The 16,391-nt window shown below is 61.1% G+C and carries 18 protein-coding genes; 9 read left to right on the top strand and 9 right to left on the bottom strand.

The window, feature by feature from the left end; genetic code table 11:
- Positions 1-97: 97 nt before the first annotated feature.
- The 6 genes from LOKVESSMR4R_RS00670 to LOKVESSMR4R_RS00695 all read left to right on the top strand — a co-directional run bounded on the left by LOKVESSMR4R_RS00670 (position 98) and on the right by LOKVESSMR4R_RS00695 (position 6,042).
- Positions 98-853 (top strand): DUF2793 domain-containing protein, encoded by a 756-nt coding sequence (locus LOKVESSMR4R_RS00670; RefSeq protein WP_087205798.1) that lies wholly within the window; start codon positions 98-100, stop codon positions 851-853.
- Between the two features lie 304 nt (positions 854-1,157).
- Positions 1,158-1,718 (top strand): F0F1 ATP synthase subunit delta, encoded by a 561-nt coding sequence (locus LOKVESSMR4R_RS00675; RefSeq protein ID WP_204248702.1) that lies wholly within the window; start codon positions 1,158-1,160, stop codon positions 1,716-1,718.
- The gene (gene atpA, locus LOKVESSMR4R_RS00680) at positions 1,718-3,253 is read left to right on the top strand and encodes a F0F1 ATP synthase subunit alpha (protein ID WP_087205800.1); all 1,536 of its coding nucleotides are present in this window, start codon (positions 1,718-1,720) and stop codon (positions 3,251-3,253) included. The genes LOKVESSMR4R_RS00675 and atpA overlap by 1 nt, the downstream gene beginning before the upstream one ends.
- A 23-nt stretch (positions 3,254-3,276) precedes the next feature.
- The gene (locus tag LOKVESSMR4R_RS00685) at positions 3,277-4,149 is read left to right on the top strand and encodes a F0F1 ATP synthase subunit gamma (RefSeq protein ID WP_087205802.1); all 873 of its coding nucleotides are present in this window, start codon (positions 3,277-3,279) and stop codon (positions 4,147-4,149) included.
- An 18-nt stretch (positions 4,150-4,167) separates the two neighbouring features.
- The gene (gene atpD, locus LOKVESSMR4R_RS00690; RefSeq protein WP_087205804.1) at positions 4,168-5,592 is read left to right on the top strand and encodes a F0F1 ATP synthase subunit beta; all 1,425 of its coding nucleotides are present in this window, start codon (positions 4,168-4,170) and stop codon (positions 5,590-5,592) included.
- Positions 5,593-5,604: 12 nt separating this feature from the next.
- Complete coding sequence (locus tag LOKVESSMR4R_RS00695; protein WP_087205806.1) at positions 5,605-6,042, top strand: F0F1 ATP synthase subunit epsilon; 438 nt, start codon at positions 5,605-5,607, stop codon at positions 6,040-6,042.
- Positions 6,043-6,102: 60 nt separating this feature from the next.
- Here the strand turns inward: LOKVESSMR4R_RS00695 and LOKVESSMR4R_RS00700 are convergent, their stop codons facing one another.
- Positions 6,103-7,122 carry a ribose-phosphate pyrophosphokinase gene (locus tag LOKVESSMR4R_RS00700; RefSeq protein ID WP_087205808.1) on the bottom strand — a complete coding sequence of 340 codons (1,020 nt, stop codon included), beginning with the start codon at positions 7,120-7,122 and terminating at the stop codon, positions 6,103-6,105.
- A 115-nt stretch (positions 7,123-7,237) separates the two neighbouring features.
- On the opposite strand from LOKVESSMR4R_RS00700, the gene LOKVESSMR4R_RS00705 reads away from it, so the two are divergent.
- Both LOKVESSMR4R_RS00705 and LOKVESSMR4R_RS00710 read left to right on the top strand, forming a co-directional pair.
- The gene (locus LOKVESSMR4R_RS00705; RefSeq protein WP_087205810.1) at positions 7,238-7,834 is read left to right on the top strand and encodes a 2-hydroxychromene-2-carboxylate isomerase; all 597 of its coding nucleotides are present in this window, start codon (positions 7,238-7,240) and stop codon (positions 7,832-7,834) included.
- Positions 7,834-8,595 (top strand): alpha/beta fold hydrolase, encoded by a 762-nt coding sequence (locus LOKVESSMR4R_RS00710; RefSeq protein ID WP_087205811.1) that lies wholly within the window; start codon positions 7,834-7,836, stop codon positions 8,593-8,595. The genes LOKVESSMR4R_RS00705 and LOKVESSMR4R_RS00710 overlap by 1 nt, the downstream gene beginning before the upstream one ends.
- On the opposite strand, the gene LOKVESSMR4R_RS00715 is transcribed toward LOKVESSMR4R_RS00710, so the two are convergent.
- The 6 genes from LOKVESSMR4R_RS00715 to LOKVESSMR4R_RS00740 form a co-directional block, all read right to left on the bottom strand.
- Positions 8,564-9,610, bottom strand: a complete 1,047-nt coding sequence (locus LOKVESSMR4R_RS00715; protein ID WP_087205813.1) for a threonine aldolase family protein — start codon at positions 9,608-9,610, stop codon at positions 8,564-8,566. The two genes, LOKVESSMR4R_RS00710 and LOKVESSMR4R_RS00715, sit on opposite strands and share 32 nt — an antisense overlap.
- Positions 9,611-10,081, bottom strand: a complete 471-nt coding sequence (locus tag LOKVESSMR4R_RS00720; protein WP_087205815.1) for a YcgN family cysteine cluster protein — start codon at positions 10,079-10,081, stop codon at positions 9,611-9,613.
- A complete protein-coding gene (locus tag LOKVESSMR4R_RS00725; RefSeq protein ID WP_087205817.1) occupies positions 10,071-11,012 on the bottom strand; it encodes a bifunctional riboflavin kinase/FAD synthetase in 942 nt (313 codons plus the stop codon). Before LOKVESSMR4R_RS00725 ends, LOKVESSMR4R_RS00720 begins: the two co-directional genes overlap by 11 nt.
- A gap of 36 nt (positions 11,013-11,048) precedes the next feature.
- Positions 11,049-11,492 (bottom strand): MaoC family dehydratase, encoded by a 444-nt coding sequence (locus LOKVESSMR4R_RS00730; protein WP_087205820.1) that lies wholly within the window; start codon positions 11,490-11,492, stop codon positions 11,049-11,051.
- 85 nt (positions 11,493-11,577) lie between these two features.
- On the bottom strand, positions 11,578-12,453 hold the full coding sequence (locus LOKVESSMR4R_RS00735) for a TIGR01459 family HAD-type hydrolase (protein ID WP_087205823.1): 876 nt from the start codon (positions 12,451-12,453) through the stop codon (positions 11,578-11,580).
- Positions 12,454-12,462: 9 nt separating this feature from the next.
- The gene (locus LOKVESSMR4R_RS00740; RefSeq protein WP_162290718.1) at positions 12,463-13,380 is read right to left on the bottom strand and encodes a manganese-dependent inorganic pyrophosphatase; all 918 of its coding nucleotides are present in this window, start codon (positions 13,378-13,380) and stop codon (positions 12,463-12,465) included.
- Between the two features lie 117 nt (positions 13,381-13,497).
- On the opposite strand from LOKVESSMR4R_RS00740, the gene LOKVESSMR4R_RS00745 reads away from it, so the two are divergent.
- A complete protein-coding gene (locus LOKVESSMR4R_RS00745) occupies positions 13,498-14,178 on the top strand; it encodes a DUF2161 domain-containing phosphodiesterase (RefSeq protein ID WP_237331871.1) in 681 nt (226 codons plus the stop codon).
- Positions 14,179-14,183: 5 nt separating this feature from the next.
- Here the strand turns inward: LOKVESSMR4R_RS00745 and LOKVESSMR4R_RS00750 are convergent, their stop codons facing one another.
- Both LOKVESSMR4R_RS00750 and LOKVESSMR4R_RS00755 read right to left on the bottom strand, forming a co-directional pair.
- The gene (locus LOKVESSMR4R_RS00750) at positions 14,184-15,173 is read right to left on the bottom strand and encodes a TraB/GumN family protein (protein ID WP_087205828.1); all 990 of its coding nucleotides are present in this window, start codon (positions 15,171-15,173) and stop codon (positions 14,184-14,186) included.
- Positions 15,174-15,253: 80 nt separating this feature from the next.
- Complete coding sequence (locus LOKVESSMR4R_RS00755; RefSeq protein WP_087205829.1) at positions 15,254-16,234, bottom strand: hypothetical protein; 981 nt, start codon at positions 16,232-16,234, stop codon at positions 15,254-15,256.
- Positions 16,235-16,391: the final 157 nt, after the last annotated feature.

Genomic DNA, 16,391 nt, shown 5'->3' on the forward strand with positions numbered 1-16,391 from the left:
AGGCTTAAGGATTGATTAACGCCGTAACGGTGCTGCAGCGGGGATTTAAGCATTTGGGCGTAGATTGCGGCTTCCCCCTTCAGAAAGGTGCCAGCTGATGTCTGACCAATCCCCCCGCCTGTCCTTGCCGTTCATCCTGCCCGCCCAAGCGCAAAAGCATGTCACCCATAACGAGGCGATCGAATTGCTGGACCTGATCGTGCAGCTGACGCTGCTGTCGGTGTCGCAGGCCACGCCGCCCGCCGCCCCGCAGGAAGGCCAGGCCTGGGCCGTGCCTGCCGGTGCCACGGATGACTGGGCAGGGCAGGAGAGTATGATCGCCACTTGGCGTGGTGGCGGCTGGCTGTTTGTCGCGCCGCAGGATGGCTGGGTGGCCTGGGTTGCGGATGCGGCGGCTATTCATGTGCGCGCAGGCGGGGTCTGGGTCGCGCAGGGCGATTTGCAGGATCTGCCCGGCATCGGGATCAATACCACCGCCGATCCGGTCAACCGGCTAAGCCTGCGCGCGCCCGCTGCCTTGTTCGACAATGAAGGTGGCGGCCATCAGATCAAGATCAACAAGGCGGCAGCGACCGATACCGCCGCCATGGTGTTTCAGACAGGCTATGGCGGGCGGGCCGAAATGGGGCTGGCGGGCAGCGATGATTTCAGCATCAAGGTCGCGCCCGATGGTGCAACCTGGCGACCCGCGATCACCATTGCCGCAGCCACGGCGCGCGTGCAGCTGGCCGAGGCTCTGCAGCTGGCACCGGGGGCTGAGCCTGTGACGGCTGCGGCAGGCGATATCTATTTTGATTCTGCAACTGCAAAGCTGCGCTGCTTTGACGGAACCGGCTGGCACGATCTGTTTTGAACCGATCATATGGCCAGACTGCATTGGGGCCGGATCGGTGACGGTGTGGCCTGCGGGATTTTGCGTCGAATTTATCAGAAAAATGACACAGATGCGCGCAAATCGCGGCCCGCATGCGTCATGCCGTCCTTATCGGGGCTTCGCGACCCGATTCTGGTCGCATGGCGCTTGCGACACCGTAGGACGTCTGCTACATCGCGCAAGATTTTGATGCTTTCGTGTAAACGAAGGCTTAATGAGCTGCCCCTTTGCTGTCCTTTTTCGGGTCGTCGTAAAGCTGGGCCAAGACATCGGAAGGGTGGACGTGTCCGAAACTGCTGGTATCTCCACAGGCATCGCCGCGCGCTATGCGACGGCCGTGTTTGACCTCGCCAAGGAAGGCAAGGACATCAAGGCATTGGAAACGGATGTCGCGGCGCTGCAAGCCGCGATCAATGACAGTGCGGATTTCAATACATTGCTGACATCGCCCCTGTATAACCGCGACGAACAGGGTGCGGCCGTTGCGGCCATCGCGAAAAAGATGAAACTGTCGAAAACCGTCGGCAATGTGCTGTCTTTGCTGGCGGCCAAGCGGCGGTTATTCGTGCTGCCACATATGCTGGCCGTGTTGCAGGATCGTCTGGCCGAAGAACGCGGCGAGATTACCGCCGAAGTCACGACCGCGAAATCCTTGACCAAGGCGCAGAGCGACAAGCTCGCCAAGACGCTTTCGGGCCAGGTGGGCAAGACCGTTACCATCAAGCAAACCGTCGATGAAAGCATCATCGGCGGTCTTATCGTAAAAGTGGGCTCTCGGATGATCGACACGTCGATCGCCGCCAAGCTCAACGCACTCCAGAACACCATGAAAGAGGTCGGATAATGGCGATCCAAGCGTCGGAAATCTCTGCGATCCTGAAGGACCAGATCAAGAACTTCGGTCAAGAAGCCGAAGTGGCCGAAGTCGGCCGTGTGCTGAGCGTCGGCGACGGGATTGCCCGCGTCTACGGGCTGGACAATGTGCAGGCCGGTGAGATGGTCGAATTCCCCGGTGGTATCCGCGGAATGGCATTGAACCTTGAGACCGACAATGTCGGTGTCGTGATCTTCGGGTCCGACCGCGAGATCAAGGAAGGCGATGTCGTCAAGCGCACCAAATCCATCGTGGACGTTCCCGTCGGTGATGAATTGCTGGGTCGCGTTGTGGACGGTCTGGGCAATCCGCTGGACGGCAAAGGCCCGATCAAGGCGAAAAAGCGCGCTGTCGCTGACAGCAAGGCCCCCGGCATCATCCCGCGCAAATCGGTGCATGAGCCAATGGCAACCGGCCTGAAATCGGTCGATGCGATGATCCCGATTGGCCGTGGCCAGCGCGAATTGATCATCGGTGACCGTCAGACCGGTAAAACCGCCGTGGCGCTGGATACGATCCTGAACCAGAAATCGTATAACGACGCCGCCACCAACGAATATGACAAGCTTTACTGCGTTTATGTCGCCATCGGCCAGAAACGGTCCACCGTGGCGCAGCTGGTGAAAAAGCTCGAAGAATCGGGTGCCATCGAATATTCGATCGTCGTGGCTGCCACCGCATCCGACCCCGCGCCAATGCAGTTTCTGGCACCCTATGCCGCAACCGCCATGGCCGAACATTTCCGCGACAATGGCCGTCATGCGCTGATCATCTATGACGATCTGTCCAAACAGGCCGTGTCCTACCGCCAGATGTCGCTGCTGCTGCGCCGCCCACCAGGGCGCGAAGCCTATCCCGGCGACGTGTTCTATCTGCACTCGCGCCTGCTGGAACGTTCGGCCAAGCTGAACGAGGATAACGGCGCCGGGTCGCTGACCGCGCTGCCGATCATCGAAACCCAAGGTGGTGACGTGTCTGCGTTTATTCCGACCAACGTGATTTCGATCACCGACGGTCAGATCTTCCTTGAAACCGAATTGTTCTATCAGGGCATCCGCCCTGCCGTGAACACCGGTCTGTCGGTGTCGCGCGTGGGTTCCTCTGCCCAGACCAATGCGATGAAATCCGTGGCTGGTCCGGTGAAACTGGAACTGGCACAATACCGCGAAATGGCGGCCTTTGCGCAGTTCGGGTCCGATCTGGATGCCGCAACCCAGCAATTGCTGAACCGTGGCGCACGCCTGACCGAATTGATGAAGCAGCCGCAATATGCGCCGCTGACCAATGCGGAAATCGTCTGCGTGATCTATGCCGGCACCAAGGGCTATCTGGACAAGATCGCCATCAAGGATGTCGGTCGCTTCGAGGCTGGTCTGCTGAAATATCTGCGCACCACCGGCAAGGACGTGCTGGACATGATCACCAAGGAAGATCCGAAAATCAAAGGTGACGCCGAAGCCAAGATCAAGGCCGCTCTGGACGCATACGCCGCCGACTTCGCGTAATCCTAAGATAAGGAGACGAAAACGTGCCTAATCTTAAGGATCTGAAAAATCGGATCGCGTCGGTCAAATCGACCCGCAAGATCACCAAGGCCATGCAAATGGTCGCGGCTGCAAAACTGCGCCGCGCCCAGGATGCGGCCGAGGCGTCGCGCCCTTATACCGAACGGTTCACAGCCGTGATGGCGCAGCTTGCGGCCTCGGTCGGCGGGTCGGATACCGCGCCGAAATTGCTGTCGGGCACCGGCAGCGATCAGGTGCATCTGTTGGTCGTGATGACCGCTGAACGCGGTTTGTGCGGCGGTTTCAACGGCAACATCACCAAGCTGGCGAAAACCCATGCGCAAAAGCTGCTGGCCCAAGGCAAGACCGTCAAGATCCTGACGGTCGGCAAGAAAGGCCGCGACGCGCTCAAGCGGGACTTTGGCAGCTATGCGGTGGGCCATGTCGATCTGTCGGCTGTCAAACGCGTAGGCTATATCAACGCGCAGGACATCGCACGCGACGTGCTGGCCCGTTTCGATGGTGGCGAATTCGACGTTGCGACGATCTTTTTCGCGCGCTTTGAAAATGTCGTCACACAGCACCCGACGGCGCAGCAGATCATCCCCGCCAAGTTCGAACAGGACGCGGATGCGGATGTGACGCTTTACGATTACGAACCCGGTGAAGAGGAAATCCTTGCCGATCTGTTGCCGCGTGGCGTGGCCACGGCGATTTTCAGCGCTTTGCTGGAAAATGCGGCGTCCGAACAGGGCGCGCGGATGTCCGCCATGGACAACGCCACCCGCAACGCTGGCGACATGATCGACAAGCTGACCATCCAATATAACCGTTCCCGTCAGGCCGTCATCACGAATGAGCTGATTGAAATCATTTCGGGCGCGGAAGCGCTCTAGACCCCGGAGAAAACCACTATGGCAAATGCAAAAGGCAAGATCACGCAGGTCATCGGCGCTGTCGTTGACGTGCAGTTCACCGATCACCTGCCCGAGATTCTGAACGCCCTGATCACCGATAACAACGGCAAGCAACTGGTGTTGGAAGTGGCGCAGCACCTGGGTGAAAACACAGTGCGTGCCATCGCCATGGACAGCACCGAAGGTCTGGTCCGCGGTCAGGAAGTGATTGACCAGGACAACACGATCACCGTGCCCGTGGGCGACGCCACCCTTGGCCGCATCATGAACGTCGTCGGTGCCCCCATCGACGAAAAAGGCCCCATCGGCGAGACCGAGCGCCGCTCGATCCATGCAGATGCGCCCCCTTTCGAGGCCCAGTCCACAGCATCCGAAGTGCTGGTCACCGGCATCAAGGTCATCGACTTGCTGGCCCCTTACGCCAAAGGCGGCAAGATCGGCCTGTTCGGCGGTGCCGGCGTGGGCAAGACCGTTCTGATCCAGGAATTGATCAACAACATCGCCAAGGTGCATTCGGGTTATTCCGTATTCGCGGGCGTGGGTGAGCGGACCCGTGAAGGCAACGACCTTTACTATGAATTCATCGAATCCGGCGTTATCAACATCGACGACCTGACCAAATCCAAAGTGGCGCTGGTCTACGGCCAGATGAACGAACCACCCGGTGCGCGTATGCGCGTCGCGCTGTCAGGTCTGACCATGGCGGAATCCTTCCGTGACCAATCCGGTTCCGACGTGTTGTTCTTCGTCGACAACATCTTCCGCTTTACGCAGGCCGGGTCCGAAGTGTCGGCGCTGTTGGGCCGTATCCCGTCCGCCGTGGGCTATCAGCCGACGCTGGCCACCGATATGGGCCAGATGCAGGAACGCATCACCTCGACCAAATCCGGTTCGATCACATCCGTGCAGGCGATCTATGTGCCTGCCGATGACTTGACCGACCCTGCGCCAGCGACCTCGTTTGCGCACCTCGATGCGACCACCGTTCTGAACCGTGCGATCTCGGAAAAGGGTATCTACCCCGCCGTTGACCCGCTCGATTCCACCTCGCGCCTGCTGGACCCTGCGATCGTGGGCGAAGAGCATTACCGCGTGGCAGCCGATGTGCAGAACATGTTGCAGCGGTACAAGTCGTTGCAGGACATCATCGCCATCCTCGGGATGGACGAATTGTCCGAAGAGGACAAGTTGACCGTGGCCCGCGCGCGCAAGATCGAACGCTTCCTGTCGCAGCCGTTTGACGTGGCGCAGGTCTTCACCGGTTCGCCCGGTGTGCAGGTGCCGCTGGAAGACACGATTGCATCGTTCAAGGCCGTGGTTGCGGGTGAATACGATCACTTCCCCGAAGGTGCGTTCTACATGGTCGGTGGCATCGAAGAAGTGAAAGCCAAAGCCGAGAAAATGGCCGCCGCCGCCGCATAAGGAGCTGCCGATATGGCAAATGTACAATTCGATCTCGTCTCGCCAGAGCGCCGTCTGGCCTCTGTCGCGGCGAGCGAGGTACGCATTCCCGCAACGGAAGGCGACATGACCGCGATGGCAAACCACTTGCCCACGATCACCACCCTGCGCCCCGGCCTTTTGGTGGTGGTGCATGATGGTGGCGCGGACGAATATGTCGTCTCTGGCGGTTTTGCCGAGATCAACGCGGAATCGGTCTCCGTGCTGGCGGAACAGGCGCTGCCCCGGTCCGAGGTCACGCAAGAGGTCTATGATCGCATGATCGCAGAAGCGCATGACACGCTTCGCAAGGCCCGCGACGCCCAGAACGAGGATGCCGATGTTGTGGATGCTGCCGCCAAGCTGCTGGCCGATATGGTCGCAGTGGGCACCCATATTGGTCTGGACCCCAATCAATCCAGCTTTGGTTGAACGGATCACAGACAGAAAAAGGCCCCGCATTGCGGGGCCTTTTTGCATTTCCGGGGGTCTTTATTCGGCGGCGTAAAGGCCTTCGTAGATCGGCCCCAGCGTCTTGTGATCGAACAGTGACGACACCGATGTGCCATTGGCCGTGTTCAGGATCGCTTGGGCGAACATCGGCGCGGTGGGCACGATGCGGATATTCGCACAGCCCCGCACGGCGGCATTGGGGGCAATCGTATCTGTGATAACAAGGCTTTTCATCACGGATTTGGAAATCCGGTCCACCGCAGGGCCGGACAGGACGCCATGGGTGATATAGGAATGCACCTCGCGCGCGCCGTTATCCATCAGCACTTCGGCGGCCTTGCACAGGGTTCCGGCGGTATCGACAATATCGTCCACGATCACGCAGACCTTGTCTTTCACCTCGCCGATCACGGTCATTTCGGCAACTTCGCCGGGCTTGCCGCGCCGCTTGTCCACGATGGACAAAGGCGCGTCGATCCGCTGCGCCAGATCGCGCGCGCGCGCCACGCCGCCAACATCGGGCGAGACCACCATCACATCATCCATCACGTCGCGGAAATGGTGTTTGGCATCCAGCGCATAGATCGGCGAGGCATAGAGGTTATCGACCGGGATATCGAAAAAACCCTGAATCTGCGTGGCGTGCAAATCCAGGGTCAGGATACGTTCGATACCGGCTTCGACCAGCATATTGGCCACCAGTTTCGCGGTGATCGGCGTGCGCGCCTTGGACCGGCGGTCCTGGCGGGCATAGCCGAAATAGGGGATCACGGCGGTAATCCTTGCCGCAGATGACCGGCGCAGCGCATCGGCGATGATCAGCAGCTCCATCAGATTGTCATTGGCGGGGTTCGATGTGGGCTGGATGACGAACATATCCTCGCCACGGACATTTTCGAAGACTTCGACGAAAATCTCGCCGTCGTTGAACCGTTCGACGCGGGCATCGACCAGGCTGACCTCGCGGCCACGGTGCATCGTCATCCGGCGGGCGATGGCGGTGGCCAGCGGCAGGTTTGCATTCCCGCTGATCAACTTGGGTTCCATTATGATGGGCATCGGAAAGGTCCTTTGGCAGCTGGGACAGACATGTCGGTCAAAGATTCGGAGCGTTGACACCGACTAGCACAGGCGTACCGTCGCGCATAGATTCTGCTAGCCAAGGATAGCCAAATTGCCACATATCGACTGCTACTTCGCCACAATGTCGCCCTACACCTATCTGTGTGGCCTGCGTCCCGCTGAAATTGCCCGTAAACATGGCGCGACGATCACCTATAAGCCGCTCGATATCATGGCGCTGTTTGCGCGCACGGGGGGTGTGCCGCCCAAAGACCGGCATCCGAACCGGCAGGCCTATCGTCTGCAAGACCTCGAACGCCGCGCCAGGGTGGCCGGGCTGCCGTTGAATGTGAAACCGGCTTTCTGGCCCACGAATCCCGCGCCATCCTCATTCGCGATCATTGCCGCGCAAAATACCGGCGCCGATGTCGGCGGGCTGGTCCATGCGATCACCCGCGCCTGCTGGGCCGAGGATCGCGATATCAGCCAGGACGACGTGATCCGCGCATGTCTGGAGTCTGAAGGCTTTGACCCCGCCTTGGTGGACCGCGACATGATGACCAGCGCTGATACCTATGCGCAGAACCTTGAACATGCCGTGCTGGCCGGGGCCTTTGGCGCGCCGTTCTTCATCACCGATACCGATGCCCGTTTCTGGGGCGAGGATCGCCTGACCGATCTGGATATGCATCTGTCCGGCAAGATCTGATGCATAAGGTCACGCTTGGTCGTGGCGCGCCTGTCGTCATGGTCCATTGCATGCTGGCGCGGCATGAAAGCTTGCTGCCGCTGGCGGGGGCCATTGGCGGGCAGGCCCGGTTGTTCGATCTGCCGGGCCATGGCCGCAGCCCGGATTGGGACGGCGCGCAGGATTACCAGGCGCAGGCCGTGGCCTGGGCTGCTGCCTGTTGCGATGGTCCGGCCCATCTGATCGGTCATTCCTTTGGCGCGACCGTGGCCTTGCGGCTGGCGCTGGACCGGCCCGATCTGGTTACCCGCCTGACCCTGATAGAACCTGTCTATTTCGCCGCCGCCCGTGGCACGCCGGCCCATGCCGATCACGCCGCCGGGTTCCGGCCATTTCTGGATGCGATGGCGGCGGATGACCATTCCCGCGCCGCCGCGACATTCAACGCGCTTTGGGGCGCGCTGCCCTGGGACAGGCTGCCGCCGCGCACCCAAAGCTATCTGATGGACCGGATCCATCTGGTCAGGGCCAGCGCCAGCGCGATCGAGGATGACAGGGGCGGGATCACGACAGCGGCCTGTCTGGCGCAGGTGACGGTTCCGGTGACGCTGATCCGCGGGGCGGACAGCCCGCCGGTGATTGCCGCGATCCATGCCGCCTTGGCAGATCGTCTGCCGGATGCGGTGGATCATGTCGTGGCGGGGGCAGGGCATATGCTGCCCTTGACCCATATAGCCGAGGTGGCCGCCCTTATCCGTGCAGCAGACCAAGGAACTGGCTGACCCCATCCGCCGTCATCGACCAATCGGTGACCAGACGGGCGGTCAGCATTTCATCGGGATCGCCCTGATCGGGATCGCCCGACATGACGTAATAGACAGCCCCCGCAGCCAGCATCCGCTGATGATCCTGGCGGGGCATCTCGAAAAAGATGATATTGGCAGCGGGGTCGCACAGCATCCGCGCCACGTTGTGTCGCCGCAGCCCTTCGGCCAGTTGCGCACACCGCGCATTGGCCGCGCGCGCCATGTCAAGCCAGAGCCCGTCCGCCAGATAGGCCTGCATCTGCGCTGACAGATAGCGATGCTTGGACAGCAGATGCCCACCGCGTTTGCGGCGCAGCTCGAATTCCCATGCCAGTTTGGGGTCAAAGATCACGCAAGCCTCGACGCCCATCGCGCCATTCTTGGTGCCGCCGAAACTGACCGCGTCAATGCCCGCTTTCCATGTCATTTCCGCAGGTGTGCAATCGAGGGCGACCAGCGCATTGGCAAAACGCGCGCCGTCCAGATGGGCGGGCAGGCCGTATTCGCGCGCGATATCGGTCAGCGCCTTGATCTCAGCCAAAGAATAAACGGTGCCTTTTTCCGTCACCTGTGTCACCGACACAGGCCCCCGCTGCGGCCCGTGAACGCCGCGCGTTTCCTCGGCCTTGATCTTGGCGCGCAGGGCGTCGGCGGTCATTTTACCAGCCGTTGTGGGTACCAGGGTCAGTTTGGCCTGGGTGTAGAATTCGGGCGCGTTGCATTCATCTTCGTGGATATGGGCGACATCGGTGCAGAAAATCGTCTGCCAGGGCTGGCACATCGTGGCCAGCAGCAGCGCATTGGCCGATGTGCCGTTGATCACCAGATAGACCGCCGCCTCGGGGGCTTCGAAAATATCGCGGATCTGCTGGCGCACCTCGGCCATGATCGGGTCGGCACCATAGCCCAAGGCATAGCCGGAATTTGCCTTGACCAGCGCATCCATCACCTTGGGATGCGCGGGGCCTGCATTGTCAGAGGCGAAAAACATCTACAGCGGCTCCTCGATAATGTAATCTTCCCAATCGTCTTCATCGACTTCGAATTCGGGGATGGTCATGCCCTGCACCGACACGCCCGCGCGATGCACGGACTGCGGATCGCCCGACACCAGCGGATGCCAGTCGAACAGGTCGCGCCCTTCCGCGACAAGGCGATAGGCGCAGGTCTGCGGCAGCCAATACATGTTGTCGGCCAGGGTTTTGGGCGTCAGCACGATACATTCGGGCACAAATTGGTGCCGGATCGCGTAATTGGCGCAAAGGCAGCTTTCATTATCCAGCAGGCGGCAGGCGACGCGGGTCATCGCGACCTCGCCTGTGTCTTCATCCTCGAGCTTGTTCAGGCAGCATTTGCCGCAGCCGTCGCAAAGCGCCTCCCATTCTTCACGGTTCAGCTTGTCCATCGGCTTTTTGGTCCAGAACCGGGGGGCAAGGCCGGTGCGGGCGATATCAGCGCACATCGGTCAGGATATCCCGCGCTGTCGCGCAATCAGCGTCCATCTGGGTAATCAGCGCATCAAGGCTGTCGAATTTCAGTTCCGGCCGCAGGTAATCGACCAAGGCGACCGACAGATGGGTGCCGTAAAGATCGCCCTTGAAATCAAAGATGAAGGTTTCGCAATTGGGTATATTTTCCCCGAACATCGGGCGCACGCCGATGGATGCGGCACCGGAATATGTGCCTTTGAACGCCCCTTCGAGCACATCGACCTTGACCGCATAGACCCCGAATTTCGGCGGATGCAGCCCGGCAATCGACATATTCGCGGTCGGATAGCCCAGTTCGCGCCCGCGTTGATGGCCGCGGATCACCGCGCCTTCGATCCGGTGCCAATGGCCCAGCATGGCCGCGGCATCGCGCGGGCGGCCATCGGTCAAGGCCGCACGGATCGCGGTGGATGAAATATTCGCCCCCGCGATCGCGATGATCGGGGCGATGGTCACGCCAAACCCCATTTCCGCGCCAAAGGCCTGTAGATCAGCGACCGTGCCTTTGCGGTCCTTGCCGAAACAGAAATCCGCACCCACGACGACATGGACCAGACCCAGCTGGTCATGGATGATCTTTTGTGCGAAATCACGCGGTGTCAGGCTGGCAAGGGCGGTGTTGAACGGCACTTCATAGAGCTTTTCGACACCCAGTTTCGCCAGACGGTTGGCGCGGGCCTCGGCGTTCATCAGCCGGAACGGCGCAGTGTCGCGGGCGAAATAGCTGCGCGGATGCGGCTCGAATGTCATGATCCCCAAGGGCGCTTTGGCCGCATCGGCCGCAGCACGGGCGATATCAATCACCGCGCGATGCCCGATATGCACACCGTCGAAATTGCCAATGGCCGCGGCGGCGCCACGGTCGGCTGGATCAATGAAAACGCTGTCGCGGATGATACGCATAAAGCTGCGTATCCCGACAGGCAGGGCCGTGCAAGATCAGTCGAACTTACGCGACGGCGCCAGCACGGTGGCATCGCCTGTCAGCACCTTTTTGTTGTTCACGATGCAGCGCGTGTTCATCGTCACGCGGCGGCGGGAATGGTCGATCTCGGTCACCTCGACCTCGGCTGTGACCAGATCGCCGGGGCGGACAGGGGCAAGGAATTTCAGGCTTTGCCCCAGATAGACCGTGCCATGGCCGGGCAATTGTTCCCCGATCACCGCCGAGACCAGCCCCGCCGTCAGCATCCCATGCGCGATGCGCCCGCCAAAGATCGTGTCCTGCGCATAATCTTCGTCCAGATGCACAGGGTTCCGGTCGGTCGATACCTCTGCAAAGAGTTCGATATCCCGGTCGGTGATGACCTTGGACAAAGACCGGACCATGCCGATTTCGATATCTTCGATACAGATCGTGCCGCGCGGTGCATTGTCCAACATGTCCGGTCCTTCAAGTAACAAAAAGCCATATAAAAGCTAGATATTGAAACTTTATTACTTTGCAAACGCAGAAAGATCAAGGGGTCTAGCGCAGGAAACCGATCGCATAGGTGGCGGATGTTTGTGCCAGCGTCAGAAACTGGTCCAGGGCCTTGGCCTCTGGCTGCGTTTTGGTCTGGGTTTCAACCATCGCCAGACCGCCGGTGATGAACAGCGAATCGATCTCTTCCTGCATCGCGCCCAGAATATCGGTATGCACACCATCGCCGATGGCGATGATGCGCGGGTCTTGGGGCAAGTCCGCCAGCTGCGCCATCCTGCGCCGTGCCAGATCATAGATCGGCGGATGCGGCTTGCCGAAATAAAGGCTCTCGCCGCCCATTTCGGTATAAAGCGCGGCCAGCGCGCCGGCGCACCATTCGCGCACCTCGCCCCGGTCCACCACGATATCGGGATTGGCGCAGAGCAGTTTCAGCCCCTTTGTTTTCGCATAAAGAAAATCGGCACGGTTCACGGCGATATCGGCCATCGGATCGAACGGGCCGCAGCAGACGATGCCTTCGGCCTGATCCAGCGGCACGCGCTGGATATCAACGGGGTTTTCGATGATCCGCAGCGGCGTGAAGAAATCATCATCACGCGGGCTTTCGCCCATGAAATAGACCTTTTGACCGACGATGCCGCGAAACATCGCCGCGCGCGCGCTGTCGCCCGATGTGGCGATAGCGTCCCAGGCATCCTCGGGGACGCCCATTGCGAAGATCTGCCGCGCGACCGATTCCCATGGGCGCGGCGAATTGGTGACCAGCACCACCTTGCCGCCGCCCGCGCGAAAGGCCTGCATCGCCGCGACCGCCTCGGGGAAGGCGCTGATCCCGTTATGCATACAGCCCCAGAGATCGACAAAGGCGACATCATATTGGTCCGCAATCGCGGCGAAATTGTCGATAATCCGGGTCATGGTGGGCCTTTACAGGGTCAGGGCAGGAATGATCTGCAATTTGCGGCTCATGATGCCGGGCAGGACAACAATGTCGCCATCCACGGTTGCGCCGAATGACTTTTCCGCCAGCACCTTGGTCAGATCATTGGGGACCAACAATGTGGCTTCTTCGTTCAGGATATCGACGATGAACAGCACGACCTGATCGACACCATCGGCCGCAGCCACGCCGGGCATGGCGGCCATCAGGCTGTCCTTGCGGTCCAGCAGCACGCGCGGCGAGGTGGTTTCCAGAACGGAAATCCGGAATTTGGTGCCTGCGACGGCATATTCCTTGCTGTCCATGCGCAGCAATTCTTCGTCGGAAAAGGCAGAGACATCGGATTTCGCGGTGAACATCTCATCGGCATAGCCGTTCAGGTCAAGCCCCAGATCGGCGGCCAGCTGTTCGGCCAGTTCCTTGTCCACCGGCGTTGTCGTGGGCGACCGGAACGCCAGCGTATCGGACAGGATGCAGGACAGCATCAGCCCTTTGATACCTTCGGGCATATGGGCCGCGTGATCGCCCATCATCTGATGCATGATCGTCGCGGTGCAGGCCAGCGGGCGGATCGTGATGTTGATCGGCGCTTTGGTTTCCAAACCCCCGACCAGTTTATGATGGTCGATGATCGCCACCACATCGGCGGCATTGATCCCTGCGGGCAATTCGGCAGGGTTGTTGGTGTCCACGATCACGCATTTCTGGCCTGCCTCCACATCACCGATGATCTGCGGCAGATCGAAACCCCAGCGTTTGGCAACAAAGGCGGCCTCGGTATTGGGATTGCCCAGCAGGACGGCCTTGGCGGGGATGCCGGTATGGTTCAGGAACCAGTCCCAGATCAGCGGCGATCCGGTGCTGTCGGTGTCAGGGGATTTATGGCCGAAAACGAGCGTTGTCATGATCAGGACTTTCATTGGATACGGATTTGGCCCGTATATAGAAGCGACGGCAGGCAGTGTCACCCCATGCAATCCTTGTTATAGAAGCCTTTGATGACACTTGTGCAGGTGCCTTCCATGTCCCCCAACGCCCCGCGAGAGGCCGATCTTTACCCGCCCGTCAAAGCCTATCTTCAGGCCCGCGGCTATGATGTCAAAGGCGAGGTGGGGGCCGCCGATATTGTGGCGCGGCGCGGCGATGATCTGCTGATCGTGGAATTGAAACGCGGCTTCACCTTGGGGCTGTTCCATCAGGCGGTGGACAGGCTGGCGCTGACCGATCTGGTCTATGTCGCAGTGCCTGCGGGCGGGCGGGCCAAGGCGCTGGCGGCCAATGTCAAACTGGCGCGGCGGATCGGGTTCGGGGTGATGACGGTGCGCTTGCGCGACGGGTTCGTGACGGTGCTGGCCGATCCCGGCCCCTATGCCGCGCGGTTGTCAAAGCCGAAACGCGCGCGGCTGTTGCGTGCTTTTGACCGCTTGCAGGGCGATCCGAACGCAGGCGGTGCGACGCGCCACGGCATCATCACCGGCTACCGGCAGGATGCTTTGCGCTGCGCGCGGTTTCTGGCAGTGCATGGCCCGTCACAGGGCGCCAAGGTCAAGACCTGGGCCGAGGTGCCGCAGGCCACGCGGATCATGGCGGATAATCACTATGGCTGGTTTCACAGGGTCGCGCGCGGCGTGTTCGATGTGACGCCTGCAGGGCGCAAGGGGCTGGCCGATTACGGTGATGAACTGGATGATGCGGCAGGCTGATCCGGTCAGTCGCGCCGTGCCAGATCCCAGCCATCGTTTTCCAGCAATTGCAGCACGCCGAAATCGCCGAACAGATGCGCCGCACCAAAGGCAAGGACTGCGCGGTCATGGTCGGCCATCGCCTGTGCGATCACGGGCATCCAGTTGCGGTTGCGCTGGACCAGCAGCATGTCTTCCATCTCGGCAAAGATCGCGGCACCGGTTGCGGGATCAAGCCCCGGTGTATCAGCCACCGCAAGGCGCGACATTTCCCACAGCCGCCCGATCTGATTGCTGAAATAGCTGTCCAGCATGGCGACGAACATCTGTTGTTGCATCTCGGGGCTGACAAGGCTGAGCCGCAGCATGTCGATCTGTTCCTCCATTGTGCCGGTCTGGAACATCTCGAACAGGGTCGTATAGGGTTCCAGCGCCTGCATCGGAATGTCATTTGCGCTGGCCAGATCGCTGATCATGGCGTCCAGCCCCCTGATCCCCTGCGCCAGATCCATCATCGCGCAGGGCGGGATGGCCAGCAGCAGCGACAGATACCAAGGCTGCATCTGCGCAACCATGAACCCCGGCACGCCCCGGTCGCTGGCCGCTTTGGACAGCTGCGCCCAGGTCTGCGCATCCAGCAGGTCGGGCAGGGTCGGGCCGTGCGTGATCATGACCATCTCGGGCCGTGCGGCCAGCATGGTTTCCAGCGCGCGCTGGTCGTCGGGGGTTGCTTCGAGCAGGACGACATCGGCAGCCAGCACATCCGCCGCGATCATGTCAAAGATCGGTTCCAGCCGCGCGTCGTAGATATGCATCGTGCCGACCAGGGTGATGGCCTTGCCATCTCGCGTGGCATCCCAGATCAGCCCTTCGGCATAGGGCAGATCGGCGGTGGCCTGATCCAGCTGCGCCAGCTGATCCTGGGTCAGCAGGTCGATATAGCTGGTGCCGACGCATTGCGCCGCTGCATGGCTGGCCGTCAGCAGCAGGGCGGCGGCAAGGGCGTGTCGAAACATTGCGTCATTCCTCTGGGTTGTGGCGGGGTCAGTTTAAAACAGGCGCGGGCCGGGTCAATTGCCCTGCGCGCGCCCGCCCGTTATTCCGCCGGATCGGCCCAGGGGGCGGCAACATCAACGGATAGCAGCGGCATGGCCCCCTGCCGTGCGGTCAGGCCGATCCTGCCGTGATGCGTGACACCGGGCAGATGCAGCGGCGCCAGCGCGTCCAGCAGCGCACTATATCCATGCAGCCGCGCGCCGCCGCAGGCCTTGATCCGCCGGGCGATCCTGGCATCGCAGCCCAGCAGCTCTGCCGCGCCAAGAAAGAGCGTCAGCACAGGTGGCTGTGCGGCCTTATGGCGGGTCGCCAGCGCGAAATGCAGATCGCCCAGCGGCAAGGGCGCGCCGGGTGCCGCATCGGCCAGCCCCTCAATCGCCCGCGCCAAAAGATCGGGCGAGACCTGCGCGATCTCGGCCAGCAAGGGCAGATGCGCCAGCGTCGCGCGCTTGATCGTGCCGTGCAACGTCCTGATGCCCGTGCTGCCATCACAGGCAAGCTGCGTCAGCCTGACATCATGCCTGCCGATCCCCGACAGGGCGGTGCTGATCGCGGGGGTCAGCAGCGCGCCCAGATCCGCCGCCGCCGCGGGCAGTTCGACAAGCAGGCGCATCTCGCGCTTTTGCGCATGCTGCGTGATGGCAAGCCGCGCGCCATAGATCAATGGCCCCGCACCCTGCGCCGCCGCCAGCACGTCGCGCAGCGCCGGTTGGGGCAGCGGATAACCTAGATCGGCCATGATCCGGCAGGCTTTGTCCAGCCTGTCCTGTGCCGGTTTGCCGGGATCGTCGATTTCCGTGGTGATTTGCAGGCCCCGCCTGCCGCTGGCAAAGACCACATTGGTTGGCGCGCCGGTGCGGGTCAGCGCGCTGGGCTGCCAATCGGCCCAGCCCGAATGATCCATGACGCCCAGATCATGCAGCAGCCTTTCCATGGCGTCGCCCGTGGTCCCGAACCGGCGCAGATAGGAACACCATTCAAAGTCCCGGCGCGACGGAATGGCAGGTGCAAAATTGAACATCACGACACCTTCGTCTATTGGCGGCAGATCATGCGCCTGATCAATCTGGCCAGCCTGCCATCGCGATCACGGCCATCATCATGCCGTCGGGGTGGCGGGTCGGCCACGCTGTCTGGGATCTTTGTATGTGTGCAAGATCGCGCGGCGCGATGCGATA

The sequence above is a fragment of the Yoonia vestfoldensis genome (assembly GCF_002158905.1).
GTDB lineage: Bacteria > Pseudomonadota > Alphaproteobacteria > Rhodobacterales > Rhodobacteraceae > Yoonia > Yoonia vestfoldensis_B.